General features: G+C 65.1%; 23 protein-coding genes and 1 tRNA gene. 13 read left to right on the forward strand and 11 right to left on the reverse strand.

Going from position 1 to position 25,732, the window contains the following annotated elements; translation table 11 throughout:
• The first annotated feature begins 53 nt into the window (after positions 1-53).
• Positions 54-1,001 (forward strand): isopenicillin N synthase family dioxygenase, encoded by a 948-nt coding sequence (locus ACODS2_RS17220; RefSeq protein ID WP_489000077.1) that lies wholly within the window; start codon positions 54-56, stop codon positions 999-1,001.
• Here the strand turns inward: ACODS2_RS17220 and ACODS2_RS17225 are convergent.
• The 4 genes from ACODS2_RS17225 to ACODS2_RS17240 all read right to left on the reverse strand — a co-directional run bounded on the left by ACODS2_RS17225 (position 998) and on the right by ACODS2_RS17240 (position 3,496).
• Entirely contained in the window at positions 998-1,456 is a 459-nt protein-coding gene (locus ACODS2_RS17225) for a GreA/GreB family elongation factor (RefSeq protein ID WP_488999928.1), read from the reverse strand. The two genes, ACODS2_RS17220 and ACODS2_RS17225, sit on opposite strands and share 4 nt — an antisense overlap.
• Positions 1,453-2,775 carry an Hsp70 family protein gene (locus tag ACODS2_RS17230; RefSeq protein ID WP_488999929.1) on the reverse strand — a complete coding sequence of 441 codons (1,323 nt, stop codon included), beginning with the start codon at positions 2,773-2,775 and terminating at the stop codon, positions 1,453-1,455. The genes ACODS2_RS17225 and ACODS2_RS17230 overlap by 4 nt, the downstream gene beginning before the upstream one ends.
• Before the next feature lie 156 nt (positions 2,776-2,931).
• Positions 2,932-3,007: transfer RNA gene (locus ACODS2_RS17235), tRNA-Ala, on the reverse strand.
• A gap of 171 nt (positions 3,008-3,178) precedes the next feature.
• Positions 3,179-3,496 carry an FYDLN acid domain-containing protein gene (locus tag ACODS2_RS17240; protein ID WP_488999930.1) on the reverse strand — a complete coding sequence of 106 codons (318 nt, stop codon included), beginning with the start codon at positions 3,494-3,496 and terminating at the stop codon, positions 3,179-3,181.
• A 173-nt stretch (positions 3,497-3,669) separates the two neighbouring features.
• On the opposite strand from ACODS2_RS17240, the gene aroA reads away from it, so the two are divergent.
• The 7 genes from aroA to rplI all read left to right on the forward strand — a co-directional run bounded on the left by aroA (position 3,670) and on the right by rplI (position 8,547).
• A complete protein-coding gene (gene aroA / locus ACODS2_RS17245; protein ID WP_488999931.1) occupies positions 3,670-5,031 on the forward strand; it encodes a 3-phosphoshikimate 1-carboxyvinyltransferase in 1,362 nt (453 codons plus the stop codon).
• Positions 5,028-5,651 (forward strand): (d)CMP kinase, encoded by a 624-nt coding sequence (locus ACODS2_RS17250; protein ID WP_488999932.1) that lies wholly within the window; start codon positions 5,028-5,030, stop codon positions 5,649-5,651. The genes aroA and ACODS2_RS17250 overlap by 4 nt, the downstream gene beginning before the upstream one ends.
• A gap of 52 nt (positions 5,652-5,703) precedes the next feature.
• Positions 5,704-6,651 carry a bifunctional helix-turn-helix transcriptional regulator/GNAT family N-acetyltransferase gene (locus ACODS2_RS17255; protein WP_488999933.1) on the forward strand — a complete coding sequence of 316 codons (948 nt, stop codon included), beginning with the start codon at positions 5,704-5,706 and terminating at the stop codon, positions 6,649-6,651.
• Between the two features lie 81 nt (positions 6,652-6,732).
• Positions 6,733-7,137 (forward strand): PilZ domain-containing protein, encoded by a 405-nt coding sequence (locus ACODS2_RS17260; RefSeq protein ID WP_488999934.1) that lies wholly within the window; start codon positions 6,733-6,735, stop codon positions 7,135-7,137.
• A 207-nt stretch (positions 7,138-7,344) separates the two neighbouring features.
• A complete protein-coding gene (gene rpsF / locus ACODS2_RS17265) occupies positions 7,345-7,707 on the forward strand; it encodes a 30S ribosomal protein S6 (RefSeq protein WP_421837518.1) in 363 nt (120 codons plus the stop codon).
• A 3-nt stretch (positions 7,708-7,710) separates the two neighbouring features.
• The gene (gene rpsR / locus ACODS2_RS17270; RefSeq protein ID WP_054121790.1) at positions 7,711-7,935 is read left to right on the forward strand and encodes a 30S ribosomal protein S18; all 225 of its coding nucleotides are present in this window, start codon (positions 7,711-7,713) and stop codon (positions 7,933-7,935) included.
• A gap of 12 nt (positions 7,936-7,947) precedes the next feature.
• Entirely contained in the window at positions 7,948-8,547 is a 600-nt protein-coding gene (gene rplI / locus ACODS2_RS17275; RefSeq protein ID WP_298171200.1) for a 50S ribosomal protein L9, read from the forward strand.
• A gap of 103 nt (positions 8,548-8,650) precedes the next feature.
• On the opposite strand, the gene ACODS2_RS17280 is transcribed toward rplI, so the two are convergent.
• A complete protein-coding gene (locus ACODS2_RS17280) occupies positions 8,651-12,826 on the reverse strand; it encodes a LamG-like jellyroll fold domain-containing protein (RefSeq protein WP_488999935.1) in 4,176 nt (1,391 codons plus the stop codon).
• Positions 12,827-13,025: 199 nt separating this feature from the next.
• Here ACODS2_RS17280 and ACODS2_RS17285 point away from each other — a divergent pair, with 199 nt between their 5' ends.
• From ACODS2_RS17285 to ACODS2_RS17300, 4 genes are all read left to right on the forward strand, one after another.
• Positions 13,026-15,185, forward strand: a complete 2,160-nt coding sequence (locus tag ACODS2_RS17285) for a penicillin acylase family protein (RefSeq protein WP_488999936.1) — start codon at positions 13,026-13,028, stop codon at positions 15,183-15,185.
• A 45-nt stretch (positions 15,186-15,230) separates the two neighbouring features.
• Positions 15,231-16,667 (forward strand): AMP nucleosidase, encoded by a 1,437-nt coding sequence (locus ACODS2_RS17290; RefSeq protein ID WP_488999937.1) that lies wholly within the window; start codon positions 15,231-15,233, stop codon positions 16,665-16,667.
• A gap of 93 nt (positions 16,668-16,760) precedes the next feature.
• The gene (locus ACODS2_RS17295) at positions 16,761-17,525 is read left to right on the forward strand and encodes a cytochrome b/b6 domain-containing protein (protein WP_488999938.1); all 765 of its coding nucleotides are present in this window, start codon (positions 16,761-16,763) and stop codon (positions 17,523-17,525) included.
• Position 17,526: 1 nt separating this feature from the next.
• Positions 17,527-18,288, forward strand: a complete 762-nt coding sequence (locus tag ACODS2_RS17300; protein WP_488999939.1) for a molybdopterin-dependent oxidoreductase — start codon at positions 17,527-17,529, stop codon at positions 18,286-18,288.
• Positions 18,289-18,309: 21 nt separating this feature from the next.
• Here the strand turns inward: ACODS2_RS17300 and ACODS2_RS17305 are convergent, their stop codons facing one another.
• The 4 genes from ACODS2_RS17305 to ACODS2_RS17320 all read right to left on the reverse strand — a co-directional run bounded on the left by ACODS2_RS17305 (position 18,310) and on the right by ACODS2_RS17320 (position 23,138).
• A complete protein-coding gene (locus tag ACODS2_RS17305; protein ID WP_488999940.1) occupies positions 18,310-19,488 on the reverse strand; it encodes an alginate export family protein in 1,179 nt (392 codons plus the stop codon).
• Positions 19,489-19,713: 225 nt separating this feature from the next.
• Positions 19,714-21,534, reverse strand: coding sequence for a M2 family metallopeptidase (locus ACODS2_RS17310; RefSeq protein WP_488999941.1), 1,821 nt, complete (start codon positions 21,532-21,534; stop codon positions 19,714-19,716).
• A gap of 81 nt (positions 21,535-21,615) precedes the next feature.
• Positions 21,616-22,359 (reverse strand): alpha/beta fold hydrolase, encoded by a 744-nt coding sequence (locus ACODS2_RS17315; protein WP_488999942.1) that lies wholly within the window; start codon positions 22,357-22,359, stop codon positions 21,616-21,618.
• A complete protein-coding gene (locus ACODS2_RS17320; RefSeq protein WP_489000078.1) occupies positions 22,356-23,138 on the reverse strand; it encodes a sulfite exporter TauE/SafE family protein in 783 nt (260 codons plus the stop codon). The genes ACODS2_RS17315 and ACODS2_RS17320 overlap by 4 nt, the downstream gene beginning before the upstream one ends.
• 207 nt (positions 23,139-23,345) lie before the next feature.
• Here ACODS2_RS17320 and ACODS2_RS17325 point away from each other — a divergent pair, with 207 nt between their 5' ends.
• Positions 23,346-24,059 carry a hypothetical protein gene (locus ACODS2_RS17325; RefSeq protein ID WP_488999943.1) on the forward strand — a complete coding sequence of 238 codons (714 nt, stop codon included), beginning with the start codon at positions 23,346-23,348 and terminating at the stop codon, positions 24,057-24,059.
• 2 nt (positions 24,060-24,061) lie between these two features.
• Here ACODS2_RS17325 and ACODS2_RS17330 read toward each other — a convergent pair whose 3' ends face one another.
• Together ACODS2_RS17330 and ACODS2_RS17335 are read right to left on the reverse strand one after the other, a co-directional pair.
• Complete coding sequence (locus ACODS2_RS17330) at positions 24,062-24,703, reverse strand: DUF2238 domain-containing protein (RefSeq protein WP_488999944.1); 642 nt, start codon at positions 24,701-24,703, stop codon at positions 24,062-24,064.
• Between the two features lies 1 nt (position 24,704).
• Entirely contained in the window at positions 24,705-25,730 is a 1,026-nt protein-coding gene (locus tag ACODS2_RS17335; RefSeq protein ID WP_488999945.1) for an aspartate-semialdehyde dehydrogenase, read from the reverse strand.
• Positions 25,731-25,732: the final 2 nt, after the last annotated feature.

The following is a 25,732-nucleotide window of genomic DNA, read 5'->3' on the forward strand; positions in this document are numbered from 1 at the left end:
CCGGGATCGGGATATGGGGAGGCTCATAATCGCTGATGGAACGCACGCAAGCCATGAACCTCGATACCCTTCCCGTGCTGTCGCTGGCCGCCCCTTCGGGCAATCTGGACGAGGATCTGGCCAAGGATCTGGGCAGCAGCTTCCAGCGCTTCGGATTCGCGCTGGTCTCTGACCATGGGCTCGATCCGGCACTGGTGGCGCGCGGGTGGGAACTGACCGCAGCGTTCTTCGCACAAGGCGAGGCCGCCAAGCGGCGCTGGCACATCACGGGCGGCGGCGGGCAGCGCGGCTATACCCCGTTCCGCACGGAAATCGCCAAGGGTGCAGCGCACCACGATCTCAAGGAATTCTGGCACGTAGGCCGCGAACTAGCAGCGGAAGATTCTCTCGCAGCGACGATGCCCGCCAATGTCTGGCCCGATGCTCCAGACGGCTTCCGCGAAACATTCACCGCCCTATTCGCCGAGTTCGACCGGATCGGCGCGCGCATCCTTTCGCACATCGCGGTCTGGCTGGGGCTTGCGCCTAACTGGTTCGATCCGGCCATCGCAGGCGGCAATTCGATCCTGCGTTTGCTCCACTATCCGCCAATCCCGGGCGATACCGGCGGCGCAATCAGGGCGGGCGCGCATGAGGACATCAACCTCATCACGCTGCTGTTGGGGGCCGAGGAAGCCGGACTGGAACTTCTGACCCGCGAGGGCCGCTGGATCCCCGCCTCGCCACCGCCGGGCGCGCTGGTGGTCAATATCGGCGACATGCTGCAGCGCCTGACCAACCACGTCCTACCCTCGACCACGCACCGCGTGCGCAACCCCGATGGCGCGCGCGCCGCGCACAGCCGCTATTCGATGCCGTTTTTCCTGCACCTGCGCAGCGATTTCGCGATCCGCACCCTGCCCGGCTGCGTCAGCGCCGAAAACCCGGACCGCTATCCCGTGCCGATTCTCGCGGACGAATATCTGCACGAAAGACTGCGTGAAATCGGGCTGAAGGCCTAAACCTTCACGTCGATCACCGCGATCGCGCTGTCCTTCCCGCCGAAATCGAGCTCATCGCCCGCCTCAGCGCCCAGCAGCGCGCGGCTGAGCGGTGCGGTAAAGGAGAGCAGCCCCGCCGCAGGGTCCGCCTCGTCATCGCCGACGAGCGTCACGGTCCGTTCCTTGCCGTTCAGTTGGAACGTCACGGTCGAGCCAAACGCGACCGCCGCGCCCACCGGCGACGGCATGACTTGCGCGGTCGCCTGACGGGTGCGCCAATAGCGCAAGTCCCGCTTAACGCGCTTGATCTGGGTCTCGTCAGATAGGCCTGCCAGCTCTGCCTCCAGCGTCTCCACGCGCGCCGCGATCAGCGCCAGGCCGCGCTCGGTGACAAGGTTGGGCCCCGGCGGAATCGGCAGCTCGAACTTTGGTTCGAGATGTTCGTCATCGCTTTCGCGGCGGAATGCGACGCTCATGCTTCCTCCACTTCGTCCACCGTCCACTCGGCAAGATCGGGCGCGCTGCCGATCAACGCTAGGCCGTGGGCAATGGACGTCAATTCATCGCCGCTGGCAATGCGCATTTCGCCAAAGCGCCGTGCGAAGATCTGGCGAACCGCCGGAATGAGCGAGGAGCCGCCAGTGAGGAACACATGGTCGATCTGCGCCGGTTCAAGCCTTGCCCGGGCCAGCACCCGGTCCACTCCGGCTTCGAGTTCGGCCAGATCGGGCGCGATCCAGCGTTCGAAATCCGCGCGGCGTACTTCGGCACTGACGGAAAGGCCCTCCCCCTCGAAGGCGAACACTGCCTCGGTCCGGCTCGACAAGTCGCGCTTCACAGCGCCGACCGCTTCGTAGAGCCCGTAGCCGAGCTCGTTCTCGACCACCGCGATCATCCGCCCGATGGCGGCGGGATCGGTCGCCGCGTGTTGCAACTTGCCAAGCTGTGCGAGCGTGCGCCGGTTGCGCATCAGCGCAAGGCGCGACCAGTCGCTGAAATCGGCGAAGTGGCCGGGCGGGATTTCGAGCACTTTGTCAAACGAGCGATAAGTGCCGCCCTTGCCCAGCAGCGGCAGGACGAGCTGGTCCATGATCCGGAAGTCGAACCGATCCCCCGCAATGCCCACACCGGCCGAGGCGAGCGGGATGCAGCGCCGCGGGGCATCGGGCGCCTCTACGCGGACGATCGAGAAATCGCTCGTGCCGCCGCCGAAATCGGCCACCAGCAGCGTCGCCGGATCGCTGAGCCGCGACGCGAAACCATAAGCCGCGCCAAGCGGCTCATAGACATAGTGAACCTCGCTGCCGAGCCGGGCGAACATCCCCGCATAGCGCGCACAGGCAAGCGCCGGATCAGGCCGCGCTCCGACATACCGCACCGGCCGGCCCACCACGATCCGCTCGGGCAGATCGCGCAAGGCCTCTCCGGCATGGGCGATCAGATGATCGAGAAAGGTGCGGCCGAGGTCCTCGAACGCCAGCCGCTTGGTGAAGACCGGGGCATGTTCGAACGTGGCGCTGGCGGCAACCGACTTGAACGACTGGAGAAACCGCGAGCCTTGCGGATCGGCAAGAAACTCGGCGATGGCCCATGGCCCAGCCTCATGCCCAAGCCCGCCGCGCAGGGCATCGTCCTGCCAGAAGCACAGCGCCGAGCGGAACACCGAGCTCGCCCCATCGGGCGCGGCAAATTCGGCAAGGCGGACCGCGCCATTGCCCGCGCTGCGCGCCACGACCGAATTGGTGGTGCCAAAGTCGATGCCGATGGCAGGTGCAGGGGGAACGAGGACGGACATGGAACCAGAACCTTTGGCTGACCGGCACTGGCCGAATGACACGAGAAGCGCCGCTGGAGCACGGTCCTGTCACGTGCGCCAGGCATGGCCTGCCTGCCATCACGACATCAGCAAGCCGCTACGAGCACCGAAGATGTTAGGACAGAGGAAGGGTATTGGTGGAGCCTAGCGGGATCGAACCGCTGACCTCCTGCATGCCATGCAGGCGCTCTCCCAGCTGAGCTAAGGCCCCACAATTCCTGACAGAGGTGCCGCTGGAGGCACCCTGCACCGGCAGCGTCGCGCCGGAGGACCGCGCCTTTATGCGAGGCCCCGTTCGCTGGCAACAGCTTTTTTGCGCCAACGGGAAATCATTGCCGGAGCGCCGGACCATTGGGCCGCGCACGCTCCGGCAAAAAAGAACTCAGACTTCCTCGTCCTCGCCATCGTGGCCGGGAACGCCGAGATCGTCGTCGCCGCCCAGATCGACATCGTTGTCCGGCGAGTCGGAGTCTTCATCAATGTCGAGATCCTCGTCGGCCAGATCGACGTCAGGCACGACATCGACCTTCTCCTTCTGGATCTCCTCGTAGGGGATCGGCTGCTTGGACTTGAGCACCGGCTCGGGCGTCCAGGAATACTTGCATTCCACGCAGGTAACCGGGTCGTCCTTGCCCAAGTCATAGAAGCGGGTGCCGCACTTCGGGCAGCCATGCTTTGCGCCCCATTCAGGCTTGACCATGCGAATTCCTTAAATCTGGCGCCCGCGGCAGATGCGGACGGCTCAATGGCATTGCTTGATGGGGACAGGCAGTCCGGGAATCAAGCGCGGCGCGCGCCTTGCCATAGGCGCGGGGCGCTGTCAAAAGCGCGCCCGCTTCAACACGCACCTGAACCCGGAAAGAACCGCTCCCCGTGCATTCAGCCGAAACGTCCGCCCCGCGCCCCCGCCGCTTCATCGCCGCCGGGCCGTTGACCGGGCGGATCCGCGTCCCCGGCGACAAATCGATCAGCCACCGTTCGATCATGCTCGGTGCGCTGGCGGTCGGGCGCACGCGGGTGACCGGGCTGCTGGAGGGCGAGGACGTGATGGCTACCGCCGCCGCAATGCGCGCGATGGGGGCAACGATTGACCGGCTCGAAACCGGGGCCAGCGGTCCGGAATGGGTGATCGACGGCGTGGGCGTCGGCGGGTTGCTGCAGCCGAGGCAGGCGCTGGACATGGGCAATTCTGGCACCTCGACACGTCTACTCATGGGCCTCGTTTCGAGTCACCCGATCACCGCCACCTTCATCGGCGATGCCAGCCTTTCCAAGCGCCCGATGGGCCGGGTGATCGATCCGCTTTCGCAGATGGGCGCCGATTTCACCGCTGCACCCGGTGGCCGCTTGCCACTTACCTTGCGCGGCATCTCGCCGGCGGTGCCGATCAGTTACCGCCTCCCGGTCGCCTCGGCCCAGGTGAAGAGCGCGGTGCTGTTGGCGGGGCTCAACACGCCCGGGATCACCACGGTGATCGAGCCGGTGCCCACCCGCGATCATTCCGAGCGCATGTTGAGGGGCTTTGGCGCAGAGCTGACAGTCGAAGTCGCCCCGGACGGCACCCGCACCATCCACCTTGTCGGCGAGGCGGAGCTCAGGCCGCAGACCATCGAAGTGCCGGGTGACCCCTCGTCCGCAGCCTTTTTCGTCGTTGCCGCGCTGCTGGTGCCGGGCTCGGACCTCGTGGTCGAGAACGTCGGGCTCAATCCCACCCGCGCCGCGCTGTTCGATGTGCTGCGCGCCATGGGCGGCCAGATCGAGGAGCTCGACCGCCGCGATGTCGGCGGTGAACCGGTCGCGGACTTGCGCGTGCGGCATTCGGCTCTCACCGGCATCGCCGTCGATCCGGCCGTGGTGCCAAGCATGGTCGACGAGTTCCCGGTCCTCTTCGTCGCCGCCGCGCTCGCCAGCGGGCGCACCATCACCACCGGCCTTGAAGAACTGCGCGTGAAGGAAAGCGATCGCATCGCCGTGATGCGCGCGGCGCTGGAGCAAGCGGGGGCCGCGGTGACCGAGACCGAGGACGGCCTGATCATCGACGGCACCGGCGGCGATCCGCTTCGCGGCACCAACAACGCGCCCGTCGCCACGCACCTCGACCACCGCATCGCCATGTCCATGGCGGTAGCGGGGCTCGCCAGCAAAGGCGGCGTCGAGATCGACGACACCCGCCCCATCGCCACCAGCTTCCCTGTGTTCGAGGCGCTGCTGGCGCAAGCAGGCGGGACGACATGATCATCGCCATCGACGGCCCGACCGCTTCGGGCAAGGGGACCATCGCCAAGGCCCTCGCCGTGCATTATGGCCTGCCGCATCTCGATACCGGGCTGCTCTACCGCGCGGTGGGGCGGCAGGTCTTCCTCACCTGCGGGAACCCGGACGATCCGGACGAGGCGCTCGCCGCTGCGGATTTCCCCGAAACCCTGCTCGATGATCCGGACCTGCGCAGCGAGGCCACCGGCGCGCTGGCCAGTCGTGTTTCGATCCACCCCGCCGTGCGCGCCGCGCTGCTCGCCCGCCAGCAGGCCTTTGCCCGCCAGCCCGGCGGTGCGGTGCTCGATGGCCGCGATATCGCCACCGTGATCGCGCCCGAGGCGGAGGCCAAGCTCTTCATCACCGCCAGCGTCGCCGCCCGCGCGCTGCGCCGCTGGGCCGAAATGCAGAAACGCGGCGAGGACGTGACGCGCGAGGCAATCGAGGCCGATCTCGCCGCGCGGGATGAACGCGACCGCACCCGCGCCGCCGCGCCGCTGCGTCAGGCCGAAGGCGCGGCACTGCTCGATACCTCCGCGCTCCCCATTGAAGCTGCCATTGCGGCAGCGATTGCGCTGGTCGAGAAGCAGCTGAGGGCTTGACAGCCTCACTCTCATAACGCGATATATAACGCGTTATGAGAGTGGAGATACCATGACCGATATCTTGCGCGAAGCCGGACCCGTTTTTCTCGGCAGCCGTTTGAAGCGGCTTGCTGAGCGAATGCAGGCCGAAGCGGCCATTGCGATCACCGAGGCTGGCCTGCCGTGCCAGCCGGGGCACATGGCGCTGATCGCTGCGTTGGCAAAGGGGCCGCAGAGCATTACCCAGCTTGTAGCCGCCATCGGCACCAGCCAGCCCGGCGTCACCCGCGCCGTGGGTCAACTCGCGAAGCTTGGCCTCGTCGATACGGCCACCGGGCGCGACCAGCGCCAGCGCCTCGTCTCGCTCACACCGGCGGGCGAGGAAGCCCATGCGGCTGCGTTGACCGATGTGTGGCCGCGCATAGGCAGCGCGGTGCGATCGCTGCTCGATAGCACCCCCGGCGACTTCCTCGGCGAAGTGGGCCTCATTGAGGATGCCCTCGCCGCGCAGCCGCTGCTCGCCCGCGTCGGCCCTGCGCGCAAGACACCGCTGCGCCTTCGCGAATTCAGCGACGACCTCGCGCCGGCCTTCCACGACATCAACAAGGAGTGGATCGAGGCGATGTTCGTGCTCGAACCGCTTGACCGCGAGGTGCTCGAAAACCCGCGAGACAAGATCATCGCGCCCGGCGGCACCATCCTGTTCGTCGAGGCGGAAGGCGTCGGCGTGGTCGGCGCCTGCGCGCTCAAGCCCACCGGCGGAAACAGCTATGAACTCACCAAGATGGGCGTGCTGGAAAGCGCACGGGGGCTTGGCGCTGGGGCCTTCCTGCTGTCAGCGACCATCGCCCGGGCGCAGCGTCTCGGGGCCGATCCGCTCTATCTCCTGACCAACAAGACCTGCGAGGCGGCGATCCACCTCTACGAAAAGCTGGGCTTCCGCCACGATGCCGGGATCATGGCCGACTACGGCACGCGCTATGCCCGCTGCGACGTGGCGATGCGCTACGTGCCCTAGCGTAAATGCGTAGGGCCTGAAGGATGGTCGAACGCTGCCGTTCTCAATGCATGTGGTAAACGCCAGCGGCAGGAGCAGGCCATGTTCGATGACTTCGAAGGCGTGGAAAACATCAACCACCGGCGCACGCGCCGCGTGGGTTTCGAGCTTCCCGTGCGCTGCAAGCACGGGCTGACGCGGTCAACGGTCATGCTTAAGGACATGACGACGCACGGCGCCCGGATCGAAGGCATTCCGCGCCAGCGCATCGGCGATACCGTCACCCTGTTCCTGCCCGAACTCGCGCCCAAGCTCGCCTTTGTGGTGTGGTCGAAGGACAAGACATCCGGCCTCGAATTCGAACTGCCGCTGCACGAGAACGTGTTTGCCAACCTGGTCGCCGATTTCGCGATCGGGCATCTGCAGCGGCTCGAACTGGGCCGGCCCGAGGCTGATGCGACAGCGCAAACCAAGCCGGGGGTGCCGCCAGCCCGGCATGCCGCCTGAAAGCCCGTTACCGGCATACCCAAGCTCGTCAGGCCCAGGCTCGTCAGGCCCAGTTTCGCCTTGCATCTTCGCCGATTCCCGCTAAGGACCAGCGCTTCCGCGAAAAGGGCGCTGCCCATGGGCGGAAACTGAAGAAAGCCGGAGGGGCCCCGCAATACCGCGGATCAGCCAGCGATCGGTTAGATTGATGAAGGACGAGAAGGCCTCATGCCGCTTTACGAGCATGTCTTCCTCGCGCGTCAGGATCTGAGCCAGGCTCAGGTTGACGCGCTTGCCGCCACCGCCACCGAAATCGTCGAGAGCAACAATGGCAAGGTCATCAAGACCGAGACCTGGGGCCTCCGTTCGCTGGCTTACAAGATCCAGAAGAACCGCAAGGCGCACTTCGTGCTGCTCGACATCGAAGCCCCCGCCGGGGTGGTTGCCGAGCTTGAGCGCCAGACCGCGATCAACGAGGACGTGATCCGTTTCATGACCGTGCGTGTCGACGCCCATGAAGCCGGCCCCTCGGTCATGATGCGCAAGAACGACCGCGAGCGGACTCGCCGCCGCGAACGCGAAGGGGAATAAGCCATGGCTCGTCCGTTTTTCCGCCGCCGCAAGTCGTGCCCGTTCTCGGGCAAGGGCGCCCCTGTCATCGACTACAAGGACGTGCGCCTGCTTCAGGGCTTCATGTCCGAGCGTGGCAAGATCGTGCCTTCGCGCATTACCGCCGTTTCGGCAAAGAAGCAGCGTGAGCTGGGCCAGGCGATCAAGCGCGCCCGGCACATCGGCCTGCTTCCCTACATCGTCAAGTAAGGAGCGCTGACCATGCAGATCATCCTGCTCGAGCGCATCGAGAAGCTGGGCTCCATCGGTGACGTCGTAACCGTCAAGGATGGCTACGCGCGCAACTTCCTGCTGCCCAACAAGAAGGCGCTTCGCGCCAACGAAGCCAACCGCAAGGTCTTCGAATCCAACCGCGCCCGCATCGAAGCGGACAACGCGGCTCGCCGTGAAGACGCCAAGGCCGAAGCCGGCAACGTCGAGGGCAAGGAAGTGGTGCTGATCCGCGCTTCGTCCAACTCCGGCCAGCTCTACGGTTCGGTTTCGGTGCGCGACATCGTCGACGCGCTGGTCGAACAGGGCGCCAAGGTGACGAAGTCGATGGTCGTGCTGGAACGCCCGATCAAGGCCATCGGCATCTCGACCGTGAAGGTTTCGCTCCACCCCGAGGTGAGCGTGACGGTCAAGGTCAACGTCGCCCGTTCGCCCGACGAAGCCGCGCTGCAGTCGCAGGGCGTCGACGTCATCGACGCGATGTTCGATACCGAAGTCGGCGGCTTCACCGAAGCTTACGACCCGAACGCCGAACCGGGCGAAATCCCGGCTGACCTCCTCGAGGATCGCGCCGCAGACGCGGACGCCTGAGGCAAGGCCACACGGCAACAAAAAAGGGGCGCTTCCGGCCAGGAAGCGCCCCTTTTTTGTTGCGCGGCAGTGCGGCGGACCCGGGAGCCCGCCGCCCCTCCCCTCACATCACGAAATCTGCCGCCACAAGCGCGCTCGCGCTCGTCACGAGGATTGCGAAGTCGGCCACCTTGTCGCCGTTCACATCGCCCTGCACCAGCCACTGGTTGCCTTGTGCCGCCACCGTCAGCGCCCCATGATAGCCATCGAACGCGGTGACGAGCTTGAACGCGCCCTCGCCTGCATCGGCGCCGTTGGCATCGATCTTCGACAGGTCGATGCGATCGCCCTCCGCATGGCTGAAGTCGAAGATCGTGTCGCGCCCCTTGGCATCGACAGTCGATTCCGTCGTGCTGGCAAAGACGAACGTGTCTGCGCCGGTGCCGCCGGTCAGCTTGTCGGCCCCCAGCCCGCCCAGCAGCGTGTCGCTGCCGCCCTTGCCCAGCAGCGCATCGTCGCCCGCTCGCCCGTCGAGCACATTGTTCGCATCGTTGCCGCCAAGCCAGTTGAAGCCATCGTTGCCGGTGCCTGATAGGGCGCCCGTACCTTTCAGCTGCAGGTTCTCGACATTGGCGCCGAGCGTGAAGCTGATCGAGGCATTGACCGTATCGATGCCCTGATTGACTGCTTCGATGACCTTGTCGCCGGCATTGTCGACCACGTACGTATCGTTGCCGCCCCTGCCCAGCATCGTATCGGCGCCCGCCTTGCCGTCGAGGTAGTTGCCGTTGCCGTTGCCGTTCATCGTGTTGGCGAGTTCGTTGCCATACCCGTTCGCGGCATTGCCGATGAGCTCGAGATTTTCGACATTGGCTCCCAGTGTCGTGTTTGCGGCGGAGGAGCGGACGGTATCGGTGCCCTCGCCGGCATTCTCGATGATCTTGTCGGCATTGCTGGCCGAGACATAAACGTCGTTGCCCGTCCCGCCGGTCATCGTGTTGCTGCCGGTGCCGCCATCGAGCACGTCTGCGCCAGAGCCGCCGAAGAGGAAGTCGTCGCCGTTGTCGCCGCTCAGCGCGTCATTGCCTTCCATGCCATAGATCGTATCCGCCCCGGCGCCCCCCGAGATGCCGTTGTCGAAGGTGTTGCCGGTGATCGTCATGGCACCGCCGCTCTCGTCGGTGAGGTTCTCGACGTAGATCGGCAGCACATAGCTCGTGACAGCGGTGGAGGTGATCTTGATCGTATCGTTCCCGCCGGCAGCCGTTGTTTCGCGCACGACATCCTCGGTGCTGTCCACCCAGTAGATGTCGTCACCGGTCCCGCCGATCATCAGGTCCTTGCCGAGACCGCCAATGAGCACATCGGCCCCGCCGCCGCCATTCAGCGTGTCGTTGCCAGCCCCGCCTTCCAGCATGTTGGCCTGATCGTTGCCGGTCAGCGTGTTGTCATCGCTGTTGCCTGCCGCGTTCACGGCGATGCCCTTGAGCGTGATCGACTTGGCGCTGGGAGCCAGCTTGCTGTTGAGCCCTTCGGTGACCGTGACGTTCGGCGAGGACGCGCTGCCGACGAGCGGTGATGTGCCCGGCCCCGGCGCCGGCAGCGGCGTGGTGCCAAGCAGTTCGTTGAGCCAGTAGGTCACCGTTTCGACCCGCGCATTGGCATTGCCGTCCTCGTTGAGGAAGCGGTCGGAACTGGTGTTGAAACCGATGTGATAGATGCCGTCCATCACGGTATCGATCGCGCTGTCGCCCAGCAGGTAGCTTGCCCCGTGATCGCCCTGGATCAGGTGGAAGCCGGTTTCGATCATGTTCTCGTCATTGCCGTGCGCGGCGGTGAATTCGGCTGGCCGGTTGGCCCGGATCCAGGCCGAAAGGTCATAGGTTTCGGCAACCGTCAGATGCCCGTCGTCGAGCGCACCCGTCGCGGTGATCGCATCGACGATGATGTGATTGAGCTTGTCGGCCGCAGCGGCCCCTCCGCGGATCTGGGCGGCGGAAATGTTGTTCCTGAGGCCGACGTCTTCGCCGATGATCTGGATCAGCTTGTCGAGCCCGGTACCGGTGGTACCCACCGGCCCTTCATAGGCATAAGGCAGCCCGCTCGCCGGCATCGCGCCGTTTGCCGCAAGCGCCGCCTTGTAGTCGTCGATCGAGGAATAGAGCCGGTCGGCGCTCACAGGATCGCCGTCGAGTTCCAGCCGCAGGCCTTCAGCGCCGGTGTTGTCGAAGTAGTAGAGATCGACCGCATAGAGCCCGGATTTGTCGATGGTGATCGTCTCGCTGGTGCCGGTGAAGCCGCGATTGCCGGCAAAGCTCGATAGCTCGTCGCCGCCAAGCTTGAGCAGGAAGCCATCGTCGGAGCGCACGTTGACAAGATGCTGGCCCTTCTCGAGCCAGATATAACCCTGCAGTCTCAGCCCGATCGTGTTCATCACGACATCGGTGCCGCCATCGGTCAGGCTCGCCTTCCCGTCGAGGAACTGGCTGAGCGTGGCGACTTCCTTGAACCCGCCGAAGTCCACCGTCTTCGCATTCAGGTGGAAATTGGCGGTCTTCGTCGCGGTCTGCGCGATGAGATCGTCGATCGAATCGAAGTTCGTTCCCCGGTCGAACACCTCGCCCTTGAGGCCGGTGCCCGCGCGCACCGCAGGCTGTTCACCTTCAAGCGCCGCCGTGCCGTTCCATTCCTGCGGCAACGCGCCAGACGAGTTGATGGCACGCAGTTCGAACGGATCGAGGATGCGGTCGTAGACGGCAAGGTTCCCGACCTTGCCATCGAGGTGGCTGTCGAGTTGGCTGGGATGGCTCGCGTCGCGGCCCCAGGTGCCCGCCCCCAGCACAAGATTGCGCGTGTTGGGACCGAGCCCGCTGGTTGCATCGACATCGGCGGCAACGCGCTTGCCATCGAGGAAGAGCCCAAGGCCATCCTGGCCGAAGGTGATCGCAAGCGAGTACTGGCGGCCACTCTCGATCGTCACGCCCTCGGCCTTGAGCCACCAGTCGCGGGCTCCGTCCTGCAGCACCACGTAAAGCTCACCGCCGCGCACGAAGGCCGTAAGATCGCCGTCCGCATTCGAGGCGCCATCTTTCGAGAACACCACGTGGGTGCGGCCATCATCTGCATGGTTGGCCACGAAATCCAGCGCGATCGTGCCTTCCGCCACGCCGGTTGCATCGGCCTTGCCCAGATCGACCGCGCCCTTGGTGCCATCATCGGTCACCAGCCCGGCCCTGCTGAACACAAGGTTGGGCTTGAGCGACGCGGCATCGACGGGAGCGTGGTTCGAATGCAGCGCGCCAGTGGCAAGGTCCTTGGCCAGCAGCAGGCTGATCCAGTCGGACGTATCGCTGATCCGCTGATTGGCGTTGCCGTCCTCGTTCTCGAAGCGGTCGCCGGAGATCTTGAACCCGATGTGGTAGATGCCGTCGGCCACGGTATCGACCGAAAGGTCGCCGTAGATGTAGTCGCGCCCGCCGTCGCCTTGCGCGTAGTGCAGGCCGCTCTCGAACGCGCCCTCGTCATCGCCGTGGAGCGTGGTCCATTCGCTCAGCTTGTTGACGATGATCCAGCGGTTGAGATCGACCATGTCCATCGGATCAAGCTTGTTGTCGTCGGCGACGCCGGTTTCCTTGATCGCCTGCAGCATGATCTTGGCCATGCCATCGGCGGCCTTGGCGGCATCGTTGATCTGCTTTTGCGAGATGCGGTGGTTGAGGCCGATGTCATCGAGCAGCCGCTCGGTAATGAGATCAAGGCCCGTGCCGGTGGTGCCATGCGCCTGCGGATCAGCCTTGCTGTTCTTCAGCGTACCCGCCGCCAGTTCAGGCGCCAGCAGCGTGTTGAGCCAGTGCGCCACGTCGTCGACGCCCGGCCCCCAGTAGTTGCGCGGGGAAGTCAGGTGGCCGTCCTTGATCTCGAAGGCGATCTCGTAGATCCCATCGAGCACCCGGTCGACACCAGCCTCGCCGAACAGCCGCGTTACCGCGCCTTCGCCCGAGACTTGCTGGAAACCACTCTCGACGCCATTCTTCTCGGTGCCGTAGAGACTGGTGAACTTGCCATAGCCGTTGGAGCGCAGATAGGAGTTGAGCGAATAGATATCCGAAACGGTGATTTCGCCGTCGTTGGCAAGGCCAAGTGTCCGAATCGCGCTGACGATCATCCCGTTCATCGCATCGGCCGCCGCTGCCCCTTCACGGATCGCGGCGCCGGATGTCCCCATGTTGAGGGCGTAATCGCCCGCAATCAGGTCGATGGCACGGTCGAGACCCGTGCCGGTAGTGCCCATGATCCCCATCGCGCATCTCCTTGGCTTTGCGCCTTATGCTCAGAGCATGCCGAAGGACGTTTTAAGTACAATGACTGCGGTAAGTCCCTAAGGGATTAACCTTTATCGTTAGAATTTGAGTGGCCGGATTTTTGAGCAAACTTGAAAACAGCATTGTATCCCAAAAGCTTGCGGGCATATGCTGACAACGATTGACCGGGAGCAGGGAATGAAACGCACGCATGCCGTCGCAGTTGCGGCACTTCTCATCGGGTTGACCCCGGTTAACTCCATCGGGAAAAGTTCCGAAATAATCGGTGAAGCGAAGATCGAACGGGACGAGTGGGGTATCGCTCACATTTCGGGCAAGACCGATGCCGATGCGATCTACGGCATGATCTATGCGCAGGCGGAGGATGACTTCCCCCGAATCGAGCGCAACTACCTCGTCAGCCTGGGCCGCCTTGCGGAGGCCGAAGGCGAAAGTGCGGTGTGGCAGGATCTGCGCCAGCGCCTCTGGATCGATCCCGAAGTGTTGAAGGCGGACTACGCAAAGAGCCCGGTGTGGCTGCGCAAGCTGATGGATGCCTGGGCCGCAGGGCTCAACGCCTACCTCGCCGATCATCCGGAGGTTAAGCCCAAAGTCCTTACGCATTTCGAGCCATGGATGGCGCTGAGCTTCACCGAAGGCAGCATCGGCGGCGATATCGAACGGGTGCCGCTTTCGCAGCTTGAGGCGTTCTACGGCCGCCGCCAGGTCGCCATGACCGACGAGGAGCTTGGCCGCCGCCTCAAGGAACCGGCCGGCTCCAACGGCATCGCCATCGCACCCTCGCACACCGCCGATGGCCATGCCCTGCTGCTGATCAACCCGCACACCAGCTTCTATTTCCGCGCCGAGCAGCAAGTGACCAGCGGCGAGGGCCTCAACGCCTATGGCGCAGCGACCTGGGGGCAGTTTTTCATCTATCAGGGGTTCAACCAGAACGCTGGGTGGATGCACACCACCACCGGGGCAGACCGGATCGACGAGTTTGCCGAAACCGTGGTGCAGCAGCCCGGCCAGCCGCCCGCCTACAAGGTGGGCGATGCGGTGAAGCCCTTCACCAGCCAGACCGTCACGCTTTCGCTGCGCCAGAGCGACGGAACAATGCGCCAGCGCAGCTTCACCACTTATGCGAGCGAGCATGGTCCTGTGGTGCGCGAGGAAGGCGGCAAGTGGATCGCCTATGGCCTGATGAACCGGCCAATCCCGGCGCTCGAGCAAAGCTTCCTGCGCACCAAGACCCGCGATCTGGGTAGCTTCCTCAAGGTTGCGGGGCTGCAGGCCAATTCCAGCAACAACACCTTGTTCGCCGATACCAAGGGCGAGATCGCCTATCTGCACCCGCAGTTCATGCCGATCCGCGACAACAGCCTCGATTGGCGCAAGCCCGTCGATGGCAGCAACCCCGCGGCGCGCTGGCAGGGCCTTCACCCGGTCTCCAGCCTGCCCAACGTGCTCAATCCCGCCAACGGTTGGGTCTTCAACGTCAACAACGCGCCGTGGACTGCGGCTGGGGCGGATAGCCCGAAAAAGGATGCCTTCCCGCGCTACATGGACGAGGTCGGCGCCAATGCGCGTGAAGCCCACGCCCTCGCGGTGCTGGGCGATCGGCGCGACTTCACGCTCGAAAAGCTGATGGCCGCTGCCTACGATCCGGCCCTCCCCGCGTTTGATCGCCTGCTGCCCACGCTCATCGCTGCGCATGCCGCCGCGCCCGATGCGAAGCGTGACGGGCCGGTCGCGCTGCTCAAGGGCTGGGACCACAAGTGGGCGCTGAACTCCACCGCGACCGCCCTCGCGGTCGGCTATGCCGAGGCCCTGTGGTCGCGCGTCGCGGCGCATAGCGACGGCGATGAAGAAAGCCTGTGGGAACGGATGAACAATCGCATCACCGATGCCCAGCGCCTCGCCGCGCTCGATGATGCAGTGAACCGCCTCGTCAGCGATTTCGGGTCGTGGCAGGTGCCGTGGGGCGCGATCAACCGCTACCAGCGCAACGACGGGGCGATCACGCAGACATTCGACGATGCGAAGCCCAGCACGCCGATCCCGTTTGCCAGCGGCAACTGGGGCAGCCTCGCCTCGTTCGGTGCGGCCCGCTATCCCGGCACGAAGCGAATGTACGGCACCAGCGGCAACAGCTTCGTCGCGGTAGTCGAGTTCGGCCCGAAAGTCCGCGCCCGCGCGGTGAGTATCGGCGGCACCAGCGCCGATCCCGCCTCACCCCATTTCGGCGATCAGGTGGGCCGCTACGCGCGCGGAGACCTGCGCGAGGTGTGGTTTTATCCCGAAGACCTCAAGCCGCACGTCGTCTCGACCAAAGTACTCAAACGAATGCGCTGAAGCCCCGACTTCCAAAGGTCACGACAGGCAGGTACACCTGCGGGCATGGATCATATCGCCTCCGTGCTCGACGAGCTTACGCGCATCTACACTGCCTCGGTCGCCCGGCTGCGCGAGGACGTGATGGCCTTTGCCGCCACGGGCAGGCTCCCGCCGGACGAGCGGCGGCATGACGGCAGCTACTGCTATCCGGAGCTGCGCATCCACTTCGGCGGCGAGCCAAGCATCGAGCCGACCGGGCACTCGTTCGGGCGGCTCAGCCAGAAGGGCATCTACAGCTGCACGGTAACGCGGCCGGCGCTGTTTGCGGACTATCTGGCCGAGCAACTGGCGATCATCCTGCAGGGCTTCGACGTGACGGTGGAGGCCGCCGTCTCGCGGCAGGAAATCCCGTTCGCCTATGTGCTCGATGGCAGCCTCGGCGCGCAGATGGGCAGCATCGGGCCGCAGGAACTGGCCCGGCACTTCCCGAATGCCGATCTGGCCCACATCGGTGACGAGATCGCGGACGGCGAGTACAACGTCGGCGACGGGCCTTTGCCGCTCGCCCTGTTTGATGGCCTCCGCACCGATTTCAGCCTGGCCCGCCTCGTCCACTACACCGGCACCCCGGCCGAGGACTTCCAGCGCTACATCCTGTTCACGAACTATCACCGCTATGTCGATGAATTCGTTGACTGGGCGGGAAAACAGCTCGGCACCGGCGAGTATGTCGCGCTATCGGGCGCAGGCGGGCTTCACCTGACCGAGCCGACCGAGAACGCCCGCGCCCGCATGTCGGACACCGCGTGGCGGCGGCACCAGATGCCGGCCTACCACCTCGTCGCACCGGACCGCAGCGGGATCACGCTCGTCAATATCGGCGTCGGCCCGTCCAACGCCAAGACGATCTGCGACCACCTCGCCGTGCTGCGACCTGAAGCATGGCTGATGATCGGCCACTGCGGCGGCCTGCGCCCCACGCAGAAGATCGGCGACTATGTGCTGGCACATGCCTACTTGCGCGACGATCACGTGCTCGATCCGGTGCTGCCACCCGAGATCCCGATCCCGGCAATCGCCGAAGTGCAGGTAGCGCTGGCGCGGGCGGCAGAGATCGTCAGTGGCGCGGGCGGCTCGGACCTCAAGCGGCGGATGCGTACCGGCACCGTGGTGACCACCGATGACCGCAACTGGGAGCTGCGCTACTCGCACTCGGCCCGCCGCCTGAGCCTCAGCCGCGCAGTGGGGATCGACATGGAGTCTGCCACCATCGCCGCGCAGGGCTACCGCTTCCGCGTGCCCTACGGCACACTGCTGTGCGTTTCGGACAAGCCGCTGCATGGCGAGCTCAAGCTGCCGGGGCAGGCCAACCGCTTCTACGAGGAGGCGATTTCCAGCCACCTCGCCATCGGCACGACCGCCTGCGCTCTGCTCAGGGCCGAGGGTGCCCGCCTCCACAGCCGCAAGCTGCGCGCGTTCAACGAGCCGCCGTTCCGCTGATTCGGCGGCGACGCTGGCAAGTCTTGCGCAAAGTCGCGTGCCCTTTGACATGCCCCCGGGCAATGGTACCCTTGCCATGTGGGAGGGCGTGACATGGCCGCAGTGCTGGAAGCTTCTGACATGGTGCCAACACGCCGCCACCAGCCATGGGTTCGCCTTACGCATTGGCTGATCGCGCTGGCGGTGCTGGTGCTGATCTATTCCGGCATCGCGATCCTGATGGTTCATCCGCGCTTCTATTGGGGCACTGTCGGCAACGACCTGATGAAGCCAATCTTCGAAGTGCCGGTCGGCCCCAATTACCACGCGATGCAATGGTCGCCGGCCACGGCTTTCTTCGGCAACCCCGATGGCCCTGTGACGGCGGACCGTCTGGCCGAGCCATGGAACGGGAACGGCTGGGCGCGCAGCATGCATTTCCTCGCCGCATGGGCATTCCTGCTGGGGCTGGCGGTCTATCTCGGGCTTGGCGCGCTGACCGGCCATGCCCGCCGCGCACTGCTGCCACGCCCCGATGAGCTTACGGCCGGGAACCTCGGGCAGGACATCAAGGCGCATCTGCGGCTGCAAATGCCAGCGGTGCAGCCCGGCCCGCCTTATGGGGTCCTGCAGAAGCTGGCCTATGCCATGGTCGCGTTTATCGCCCTGCCGCTGATGTTTCTCACGGGCATCACGATGTCGCCCGCGATCACGGCAAGCTATCCTGTCCTGCTCGATGTGTTCGGCGGCGGGCAATCGGCGCGGACGATCCATTTCTTCACGTTTTCCTTCCTCGCGCTGTTCCTGCTGGTTCATCTGGTGATGATCGTCCTCACCGGACCGCTGCGGCAGCTGCGCGCCATGACCTTGGGGAAATGACATGAGCGGCAAGGGATTGGTGATTTCACGGCGCGGCCTGATTGGGGGGCTCGGCTCGACCAGTGCGCTGCTGCTAACCGGCTGCGGCGAAAGCCAGCCGCCGACTTACGGCAATATCCTGCGCATGGGCGACAACCTGACTTATGCGATGCAGCGCACGCTTCTGTCGTCCGCTGCGCTGGTGCGCGAATACGACCGATCCGAGATCACCTCGATGCCGGCGACGGGGACGTATGACCCGGCCCGCGCGGAACTGGGCCTGCATGATCCGCAAGGCGGGCACGACTATGCGATCCTGCGCAAGGGCGGCTTTGCCGATTGGCGGCTGGTGGTGGAGGGGCTGGTCGACCGGCCTGCCAGCTTCTCGCTCGCCGATCTGCAGCGCATGCAACGCCGCACCCAGGTGACCCGCCATTCGTGCGAGGAAGGCTGGTCCGCGATTGCCGAGTGGACCGGCGTACCGCTGCGGACGGTGCTGGAAACCGTCGGTGCGAGGGCCTCGGCGCGCTATGTCGAGTTCTATACCTTCGACAAGATGGCCGATAACATCGACATGATCGATGCGCTGCATCCGCAGACGATCCTTGCCTACGGGATGAATGGGCGCGACCTGCCGATCGGCCACGGCGCGCCGGTGCGGCTGCGGATCGAGCGGCAGATCGGCTACAAGAGCCTGAAATATGTCCGGCGGATCGTTGTATCGGACAGGTTCAATGACCTCGGCAACATCAAGGGTGGCTGGGCCTGGTACAACGGGATCTGACGAACCTGCGGGGGTAACGCCTCACAAGTGCCATTCGAGCGTGACGAAAACCTTGTCGGTATCGGCCGAGAACGTGCGGGCAGTGTAGTGAGCGAGGCGGGCGGCGAGGGTAGCGTTCCTGATGCGGGCCGAAGCGATGAGGTCGAGTTCGTCGCCGTAGCGCCGGGTCAGGCGGTCGCTCGTGAGGTGGTGCCACGTGGCGCCGAAGCCGATGCCGCTGACGAGGCCGGTGCTCTTCCAGTTGGCGGCTAGTGCCGCGTAGGCATCTCGGACGCCATCGGGCGGGGTGGTGGTGAACTTGGTTGCCCACCCCTGAAAGCGGAAGAACGAGGCGAGCGGGGTCTGCACGCTCGTGTACGGTGCGCCGCGATCTGCGCCGAGCACTTCATAGCCAGCGGTGCCGGTAATGACCTTGCGGTTCAGGCTTGCCTCCGCGAGCGCATACGTTGCGGCATAGCGGTTCGGATTGCGTGCATAGGCGCTCTGGCGCGCGGCGCTGGCCGTGTAAGCTAGCTTCCAGCCACGCCCGAGCAACTGCGAACCGGTGAAGCGCAGGCCAAAGGTCTGGCTGGAGAGCCGGTAGCCTGAAAGCGCGGCGGAATCCTGATCGACCAGATAGGCAAAACCCGACAGCGTACCGAGCGGCGAGGCGTAGCTGATGATAGCAAAGACATTGTCGCCATCGACCGATTGCGGCCGGCTGGGCGTGCCCTTGTTGCCATTCACCGTGCGGACCGACCATGCATAAGTCGCATCCACAGTGAGGCGCTTGAGGCCGGTCCACTGCACGCGCACCGCATCGAAGGTCTGCTCGTTTTGCCGCCATGCCGCCGGGCCGACGAAGCGCTGGTCAGCCAGTTCCAGCCGCTGGCGCCCCACGGCAAGCGTGAGGGCCTTGCCCGCATAGCGCAGCTGCGCGCGGTTGAGCTCGACATTGCCGGGATCGCCCACCACCGGGCGCGCAAGGCCGTTAAAGCCGTCGTTGTAGTGGTCGATGAGGACGGCGGCCGCCTCCCCCTCGACGAGCAGCGACACCGGTCCCTTCACCAGCTGAGCGCCGGCGCGGGTGCGCAGCGTGAGCGCGTCGGCCGGCAAGGCGATGTTTGCCTGATCGATGTGTTCGGAATGCAGCCGCAGATCGAGGAGCGGGGTGAGTGTGAGCTCCTGCGCCTGCGCGTTGCCCAGTGGCAAAGCAGCCACGAACGCTCCGGACAGGGCGAGCGCAGCCCTTCGTGTTTTGGCGTTCATCCCCATCCCCCGCCCCCGCAGGCGGAGGATCTTGCGATAGCAGGGTTCTACAGGTAAGCGGGTGGGGTGTGGGAGCGGGTTAAAGTTACGTATGCGTGAAGCCACTTACCCCTCCGACCTGCCTTCGGCAGGCCACCCCCCCATTTGCGCTGCGCAAAATGGGGAGGACCTTGGGGGTTACCAGCCGCAGTTCTGACCCTTGTTCTGCTTTTCCAGCCAGGTCTGCAGCGGGGCGAAGTAGCGGATCATCGCCTTGCCGCTGATCTCGCGGGTGCCGGTGAAGGCTTCCAGCGCATCGGGCCAGGGCTTGCTTGCGCCCATCGAGAGCATGGCGTTGAGCTTCGCGCCGACGGCCTTGTTGCCATAGAAGCTGCAGCGGTGAAGCGGGCCTTGCCAGCCGGCTTCCTTGCAGGCGGCTTCATAGAACTGGAACTGCAGCACGCGGGCGAGGAAGTAGCGCGTGTAGGGCACGACCGCGGGGATGTGGAACTTGGCGCCGGGATCGAATGCATCGGCGGGGCGCTCTGCCGGCGGGACGAGGCCCTGATACTTGAGGCGCATCTGGTTCCATGCCGCCTCATAGCCATCGCGCTTGATCGAGCCATCGAACACACCCCAGCGCCAGCGATCGACCAGCAAGGTCCACGGCATCGCCGCCACCTTGTCGAGCGCCTGGCGCAGCAGGAGGCCGGTGTCCTTGTCTGGCGAGGGCACCTTGTCGCGGCTGAGGAGACCGATCTGGACGAGGTATTCAGGCGTGATCGAGAGCGCCATGGTATCGCCGATGGCTTCGTGGAAGCCGTCGTTGGCGCCTTCCATGTAGTAGCGCGAGGGCTGCGTATTGTAGGCGCGCTGGTAGTAATTGTGGCCGAGTTCGTGGTGGATCGTCACGAAATCGTCGGCATTGACCTTGGTGCACATCTTGATGCGCAGGTCGTCCTTGTTGTCGATATCCCAGGCCGAGGCATGGCAGACGACCTCGCGGTCGCGCGGCTTCACGATCTGCGAGCGGGCCCAGAAGGTTTCGGGCAAGGGCGCGAAGCCTAGCGAGGAATAGAAGCCCTCTCCGGCCTTGACCATCTTGACTGGATCATAGCCCTTCGCGGTGAGCAGATCACCGATGTCATAGCCGATATCGCCCGCGCCCTTGGGGGCCACCACGTCGTAGATATTGCCCCAGGACTGGCCCCACATGTTGCCGAGGAGATCGGCGCGGATCGCCCCGGACTTCTTCTGCACGCCGTCGCCATATTTCTCGCCCAGCTTCGCGCGGGTATAGCAGTGAAGCTGGACGTAAAGCGGGCGGACCTCGTTCCAGATCTTCTCGGTTAGCGCAGCGAAAGCGGCGGGGTCCATATCGTAGTTCGAACGCCACAGCGCGCCGGTATCGGCAAAGCCCAGTTCGCGCGCACCTTCGTTGGAAAGCTCGACCATGCGGGCATAGTCGGCCTTCATCGGCTTGCCGACGTTGTCGTGCCACGAAAGCCACATTTCCTTGAGCTCGTCCGGATTACGGCTGGTGCCCATCGCGGCTTCGATATCGCTGCCGTTGATCGGCTCGCCCTTCAAGGTGCCATGGCCCTTGCCATAAAGGCCCTGAATGCGCGCCTGACGGGTGCCGAATTCTTCCGCTGCGCCCGGCGTGGTCGGCACGGGGCTGGTGATCTGCGTGCGCATCATGACGAGCTTTCGCTGGTCTTCGGCAGTGAGGCCGGGAACCTTCGCCATGCGCGCCGCCTCAGCAGCGGTCTTCACCATCAGCGTGTTGTATTCGGCGTTCGAAGCCGCAACGAGCGCTTCGGTATCGTCGGTAATGTTGGTCTCATAGACCCACTGGACGCGACCCGAGCGGACGGTCTGATCGGCATAAGCCTGATCGGCAGCCTTGATCCAAGCCTGCGCAGAAGCGGCATCAGCAGCGGGCGCAGCCTGCTGGGCGAGCGCGGGCGCGGCCACGCTGGCGGCCGCGAGCGCGGCGAGGGAAACGAGCTTTTTCATGGAACTGGCTCTCCGCAAGGTGCAAATGGACGGCCTTTGCGGCCACCCTTGTGCGCACCGTTAGCCGTGCGGGTCGCCGCGTCAAGCGGTCAGAAATGAAACCAGTTCTGCGCCCATCGCGGGTTCGGTGACGGAGCTCATGTGCGTACCGGTAATGACCGCGTGGCGAGCATTGGGCAGGACTTCGGCCAAGCGGTCGGCGCTGCCGTTGTCGTTGTCCTGATCGCCGCAAAGGACGAGCGTGGGCATGGTGATCGCGGCGAGTGTGGCCGGATCGGTATCGTCCATCGTGCCGAGGAGGAGGCCTGCGGCGACGGGATCGGTGCCCATGGTCTTGAGGAACTGCTGCGCCGCATAGCCGCGGTCGCCGGGACGGATCGTGCCGAAGCGGTCGAGCACATCGCGGAAGAACGCCTGACGCCCCGTCCAGCCGGCAAGGCCATCGAGCCCCATACCGCCGAGCACGAGCCGCCGAGGCCGCGCGCCCGCGATGACCGCGCGCGCTGAAGTGCGCGATCCGAGCGAAAAGCCGACGAGGTCGTAGTCCGCAAGGCCGAGATGGGTAACGAGCGCTTCCAGATCGCGCACCAGCACATCGGGTGGGTAAGCGGCGGGATCATGGGAAGCAGCGCTGGCACCGTGGGCGCGCAGATCGGGCATCAGGCACTCGAAACCAGCGGCGACGAGCTGCGCGGCGGTGCCGAACTTGACCCAGTTTACATGGGCATTGGAGAACAGCCCGTGGAGCAGGATCACCGGGCGGCCAGCGCCGAGGCGGTGCAATGCGAGGCTCGCGCCATCGAAGCCGGGGTAAGTCTCGCTCACTGGCTCAGCAGCCGGATGCCGGAGACCATGAGGACGGCGGCGAGCGCGGGGCGCAGCACGTGATCGGGCGAGCGGGTCGAAAGCATGCTCCCCACTACCGCACCGGGCAGCGAACCGACAAGCAGGCTCGTCAGCAGGCCGAAATCAACATCGCCGATCATCCAGTGGCCGAAGCCCGCAACGAGCGTGAGCGGAACCGCATGGGCGATATCGGTGCCGACGATCTTCGCAACACGCAGCGCAGGGTAGAGCATCAGCAGAACGGTGACGCCGATCGCGCCCGCGCCGACAGAAGTGATCGTCACGGCGACGCCGAGCAGCGCGCCGAGCATCACCGTGGGGATGCGCGCCTGCCGGTCGTCCAGCCGCTCGTGCTGCTTGGCCATCACCGCCAGCTGCTTCTGGAACAGCGTGGCGATAGACGTGACGATGAGCATGCCGCCAAGGCAGAGCAGCACCACGTGGCTGGAGCCTTTGCTCAGCTTGCCGAAATCGGACATCAGGATCAGCGTGACGGTCGCCGCGGGGACGCTGCCCATGGCGAGGCGGCGCATGATGTGCCAGTCCACCGTCTCGCGCTTGCCGTGGACCGTGGAGCCGACGATCTTGGTGACGGAGGCGAACAGGAGATCGGTGCCCACCGCAGTGCCCGGGGCGACGCCGAACAGCAGGACGAGGATCGGCGTCATCAGCGACCCGCCACCCACGCCCGTCAGGCCGACCAGAAAACCCACGAGCAGCCCGGCAATGCCGTGCAGCAGATCGAAATGCGCAAACATCTGTGCCCCTTCCGGTCCCGTGGTCGGGTCCCGTGCGGAAGACATCGGAGTAGAGCCACGATGTCAGCGCGGCAATGCAAGAAACTCTATCAGCCGGGTTGGGGTTTCTATCGGCCAAACCGATGCGGCGGAACATCACGGGCTGCGGCACATTTTGCGGAGTATGCGGCAACCGCGCTCCCGCGGCGCTGCACGGAGTTCCCGATCATGAATCGCCCCACCACCCGCCACAACGCCTTTGGCCGCCTGCTCATGGCCACTGCGCTGTGCCTCTCGTTCGCCGCCCCCGCTTATGCCGAGGGCAAGGCCGACAGGGCGCGCGCTGCCATTGCCGAAGCGCAGACCAAGATCAATACCGCCGAAAGCCTGGGCACATCGACCGCACAGCCAGGCCGCACCGCCGAAGCCAATGCGGCGCTGGCCCGCGCGAAGGAAAACCTGGCCGCCGGACACAAGCCCGAGGCCATTGCGGACGCGATCCACGCCTCCGCACTCGCCGACATGGCGCTGGGGCAGATGCAGAAGAACGCGGCCCAGCACAATGAGGCGGTACAGGCACAGGCGCAGGACCAAGCCAATGGCATGGCCCGCGCGCAGATGAACGTCGATGCCGCGCATATGCAGACCGACATGGCCAACGACCGAGCGAACCGCGCCGAGAACGCAGCGGCGGTTTCTGCCAGCGATGCCACGTTCTCGCGCAATGCGGCGATGGCGGCACAGGCCCAGCCGATGCAGGTGCAGACGACCACGTCCACCGAGCAGGCGGAACCAGCCGTGGTCCGCCGCGCTCCCGCCCCGCGCACGCATCGCGCGGTCACGCATCACCGCCGCGTCGTCCATCACCGCCGCGTGGCGCATCACCACACCGCGCGCGGCAGGGTGACGACCACCACGACCGTCACACATACGGGGATGTAGGCTTAGATGGCCCCTTCGCCAGGCGGAGGGGCCAATCGAGCGCGCGAAGGCCAAATCGCCAGCAGCGCGCCGAGATTGGCGACGGCCATATCCTTCTGGCTGTCGTACATGTCACCCTGCTCGCCATTGTAAGCCCCGGCCTGATCGGGCGCGAGACCAAGGGTGAGCAGCCATTCGAAGATCTCGTAGGCAGAGCTGAAGGCAAAAATCCCTAGCACGGCCATGGTGAGCGCGGCCTGGCGCGAGAGGCCACCGTGACGCACGGCGATTTCCGCGAACGGTAGGACCAGCCAAAGGCCGAAGCACAAGTGGACCATGCGGTCGAACATGTTCCGTTTGAAGCCGAACGTCGCATCGACGCTCACGCCTAGGAGCGCGCGGCTCCAACGGTCATAGGGCGTGAGGCTGTAGGACCAGCAGGCGGCAAGCAGATGGAGCAGGATAAATGCCGTAAGCAACCCTGCTGCCAGATTGCTTAGCGGCCAGCGGCGCAGCGCCCATGCGCCGAGCGGCAGGCCAAGCAGCACGGGTCCGACCTGAAGCCAAGTGTTCTGGGGATAGATGGCGGCCCAGCCGCTCAACAGCGATGCGATGGCGAGCGCCACCAGCATCGCGCGTTGAAAGGCCGGGACCGGCCGCGACATATCAGCCCTTCTTGAGGTGGCGGCGGCCGAGGAGTTCGGCGATCTGCACCGCGTTGAGCGCGGCGCCCTTGCGCAGATTGTCCGAGACGCACCACAGCGAAAGGCCGCTGTCGACCGTCGGGTCTTCGCGCACACGGCTGACGAAGGTGGCGTAATCGCCGACGCATTCGATCGGGGTGACGTATCCGCCGTCCTCGCGCTTGTCGATCAGCATGACACCGGGCGATTCGCGCAGGATATCCTGCGCTTCCTTGGCCGAAATCTCGTCCTTGAACTCGAGGTTGATCGCTTCGGAGTGGCCGACGAATACGGGGACGCGCACGCAGGTGGCGGTCACCTTGATCTTGGAATCGAGGATCTTCTTGGTCTCGGCGACCATCTTCCACTCTTCCTTGGTCGAACCGTCATCCAGGAAGCTGTCGATGTGGGGGATCACGTTGAAGGCGATCTGCTTGGTGAACTTGCGCGGTTCGACTGAATCGCCGACGAAGATCGCGCGGCTCTGCTCGAACAGCTCGTCCATGCCGTCCTTACCCGCGCCCGAAACCGACTGATAGGTCGCAACGACGACGCGCAGGATCGTGGCCTTGTCGTGCAGGGGCTTGAGCGCCACGACCATCTGCGCGGTCGAGCAGTTGGGGTTGGCGATGATGTTGCGCACCTTGTAGCCGTCGATCGCGTCGGGGTTCACCTCGGGCACGATCAGCGGCACGTCCGGGTCCATGCGGTAGAGTGAGGAGTTGTCGATCACCACGCAGCCCGCTGCCGCCGCGCGCGGGGCGTGGACCTTGGTCGCGCTCGAGCCGATGGCGAACAGCGCGATATCCCAGCCCGTGAAATCGAAGTTATCGATGTTCTGGACCTTGATCATGCGCCCGGTCTCACCGAACTCGATCTCGGAGCCCTGCGAGCGCGACGAGGCAACTGCCGCGATCTCGTCAATCGGGAACTCGCGCTCGGCGAGGATATTGAGCATCTCGCGCCCGACATTGCCGGTCGCGCCTGCGACCACTACCCGGTAACCCATTA

The organism is Novosphingobium sp. FG137 (genome assembly GCF_057809735.1).

Coding starts and splice junctions, on each gene's coding strand:
- ACODS2_RS17325 (WP_488999943.1), top strand. CDS start 23,346: ATGAATCGCCCCACCACCCGCCACAACGCCTTTGGCCGCCTGCTCATG.
- ACODS2_RS17230 (WP_488999929.1), bottom strand. CDS start 2,775: ATGTCCGTCCTCGTTCCCCCTGCACCTGCCATCGGCATCGACTTTGGC.
- ACODS2_RS17320 (WP_489000078.1), bottom strand. CDS start 23,138: ATGTTTGCGCATTTCGATCTGCTGCACGGCATTGCCGGGCTGCTCGTG.
- ACODS2_RS17310 (WP_488999941.1), bottom strand. CDS start 21,534: ATGAAAAAGCTCGTTTCCCTCGCCGCGCTCGCGGCCGCCAGCGTGGCC.
- ACODS2_RS17300 (WP_488999939.1), top strand. CDS start 17,527: ATGAGCGGCAAGGGATTGGTGATTTCACGGCGCGGCCTGATTGGGGGG.
- ACODS2_RS17280 (WP_488999935.1), bottom strand. CDS start 12,826: ATGGGGATCATGGGCACTACCGGCACGGGTCTCGACCGTGCCATCGAC.
- ACODS2_RS17255 (WP_488999933.1), top strand. CDS start 5,704: ATGACCGATATCTTGCGCGAAGCCGGACCCGTTTTTCTCGGCAGCCGT.
- ACODS2_RS17240 (WP_488999930.1), bottom strand. CDS start 3,496: ATGGTCAAGCCTGAATGGGGCGCAAAGCATGGCTGCCCGAAGTGCGGC.
- ACODS2_RS17285 (WP_488999936.1), top strand. CDS start 13,026: ATGAAACGCACGCATGCCGTCGCAGTTGCGGCACTTCTCATCGGGTTG.
- rplI (WP_298171200.1), top strand. CDS start 7,948: ATGCAGATCATCCTGCTCGAGCGCATCGAGAAGCTGGGCTCCATCGGT.
- rpsF (WP_421837518.1), top strand. CDS start 7,345: ATGCCGCTTTACGAGCATGTCTTCCTCGCGCGTCAGGATCTGAGCCAG.
- ACODS2_RS17335 (WP_488999945.1), bottom strand. CDS start 25,730: ATGGGTTACCGGGTAGTGGTCGCAGGCGCGACCGGCAATGTCGGGCGC.
- ACODS2_RS17250 (WP_488999932.1), top strand. CDS start 5,028: ATGATCATCGCCATCGACGGCCCGACCGCTTCGGGCAAGGGGACCATC.
- rpsR (WP_054121790.1), top strand. CDS start 7,711: ATGGCTCGTCCGTTTTTCCGCCGCCGCAAGTCGTGCCCGTTCTCGGGC.
- ACODS2_RS17260 (WP_488999934.1), top strand. CDS start 6,733: ATGTTCGATGACTTCGAAGGCGTGGAAAACATCAACCACCGGCGCACG.
- ACODS2_RS17220 (WP_489000077.1), top strand. CDS start 54: ATGAACCTCGATACCCTTCCCGTGCTGTCGCTGGCCGCCCCTTCGGGC.
- ACODS2_RS17330 (WP_488999944.1), bottom strand. CDS start 24,703: ATGTCGCGGCCGGTCCCGGCCTTTCAACGCGCGATGCTGGTGGCGCTC.
- ACODS2_RS17295 (WP_488999938.1), top strand. CDS start 16,761: ATGGCCGCAGTGCTGGAAGCTTCTGACATGGTGCCAACACGCCGCCAC.
- ACODS2_RS17290 (WP_488999937.1), top strand. CDS start 15,231: ATGGATCATATCGCCTCCGTGCTCGACGAGCTTACGCGCATCTACACT.
- ACODS2_RS17225 (WP_488999928.1), bottom strand. CDS start 1,456: ATGAGCGTCGCATTCCGCCGCGAAAGCGATGACGAACATCTCGAACCA.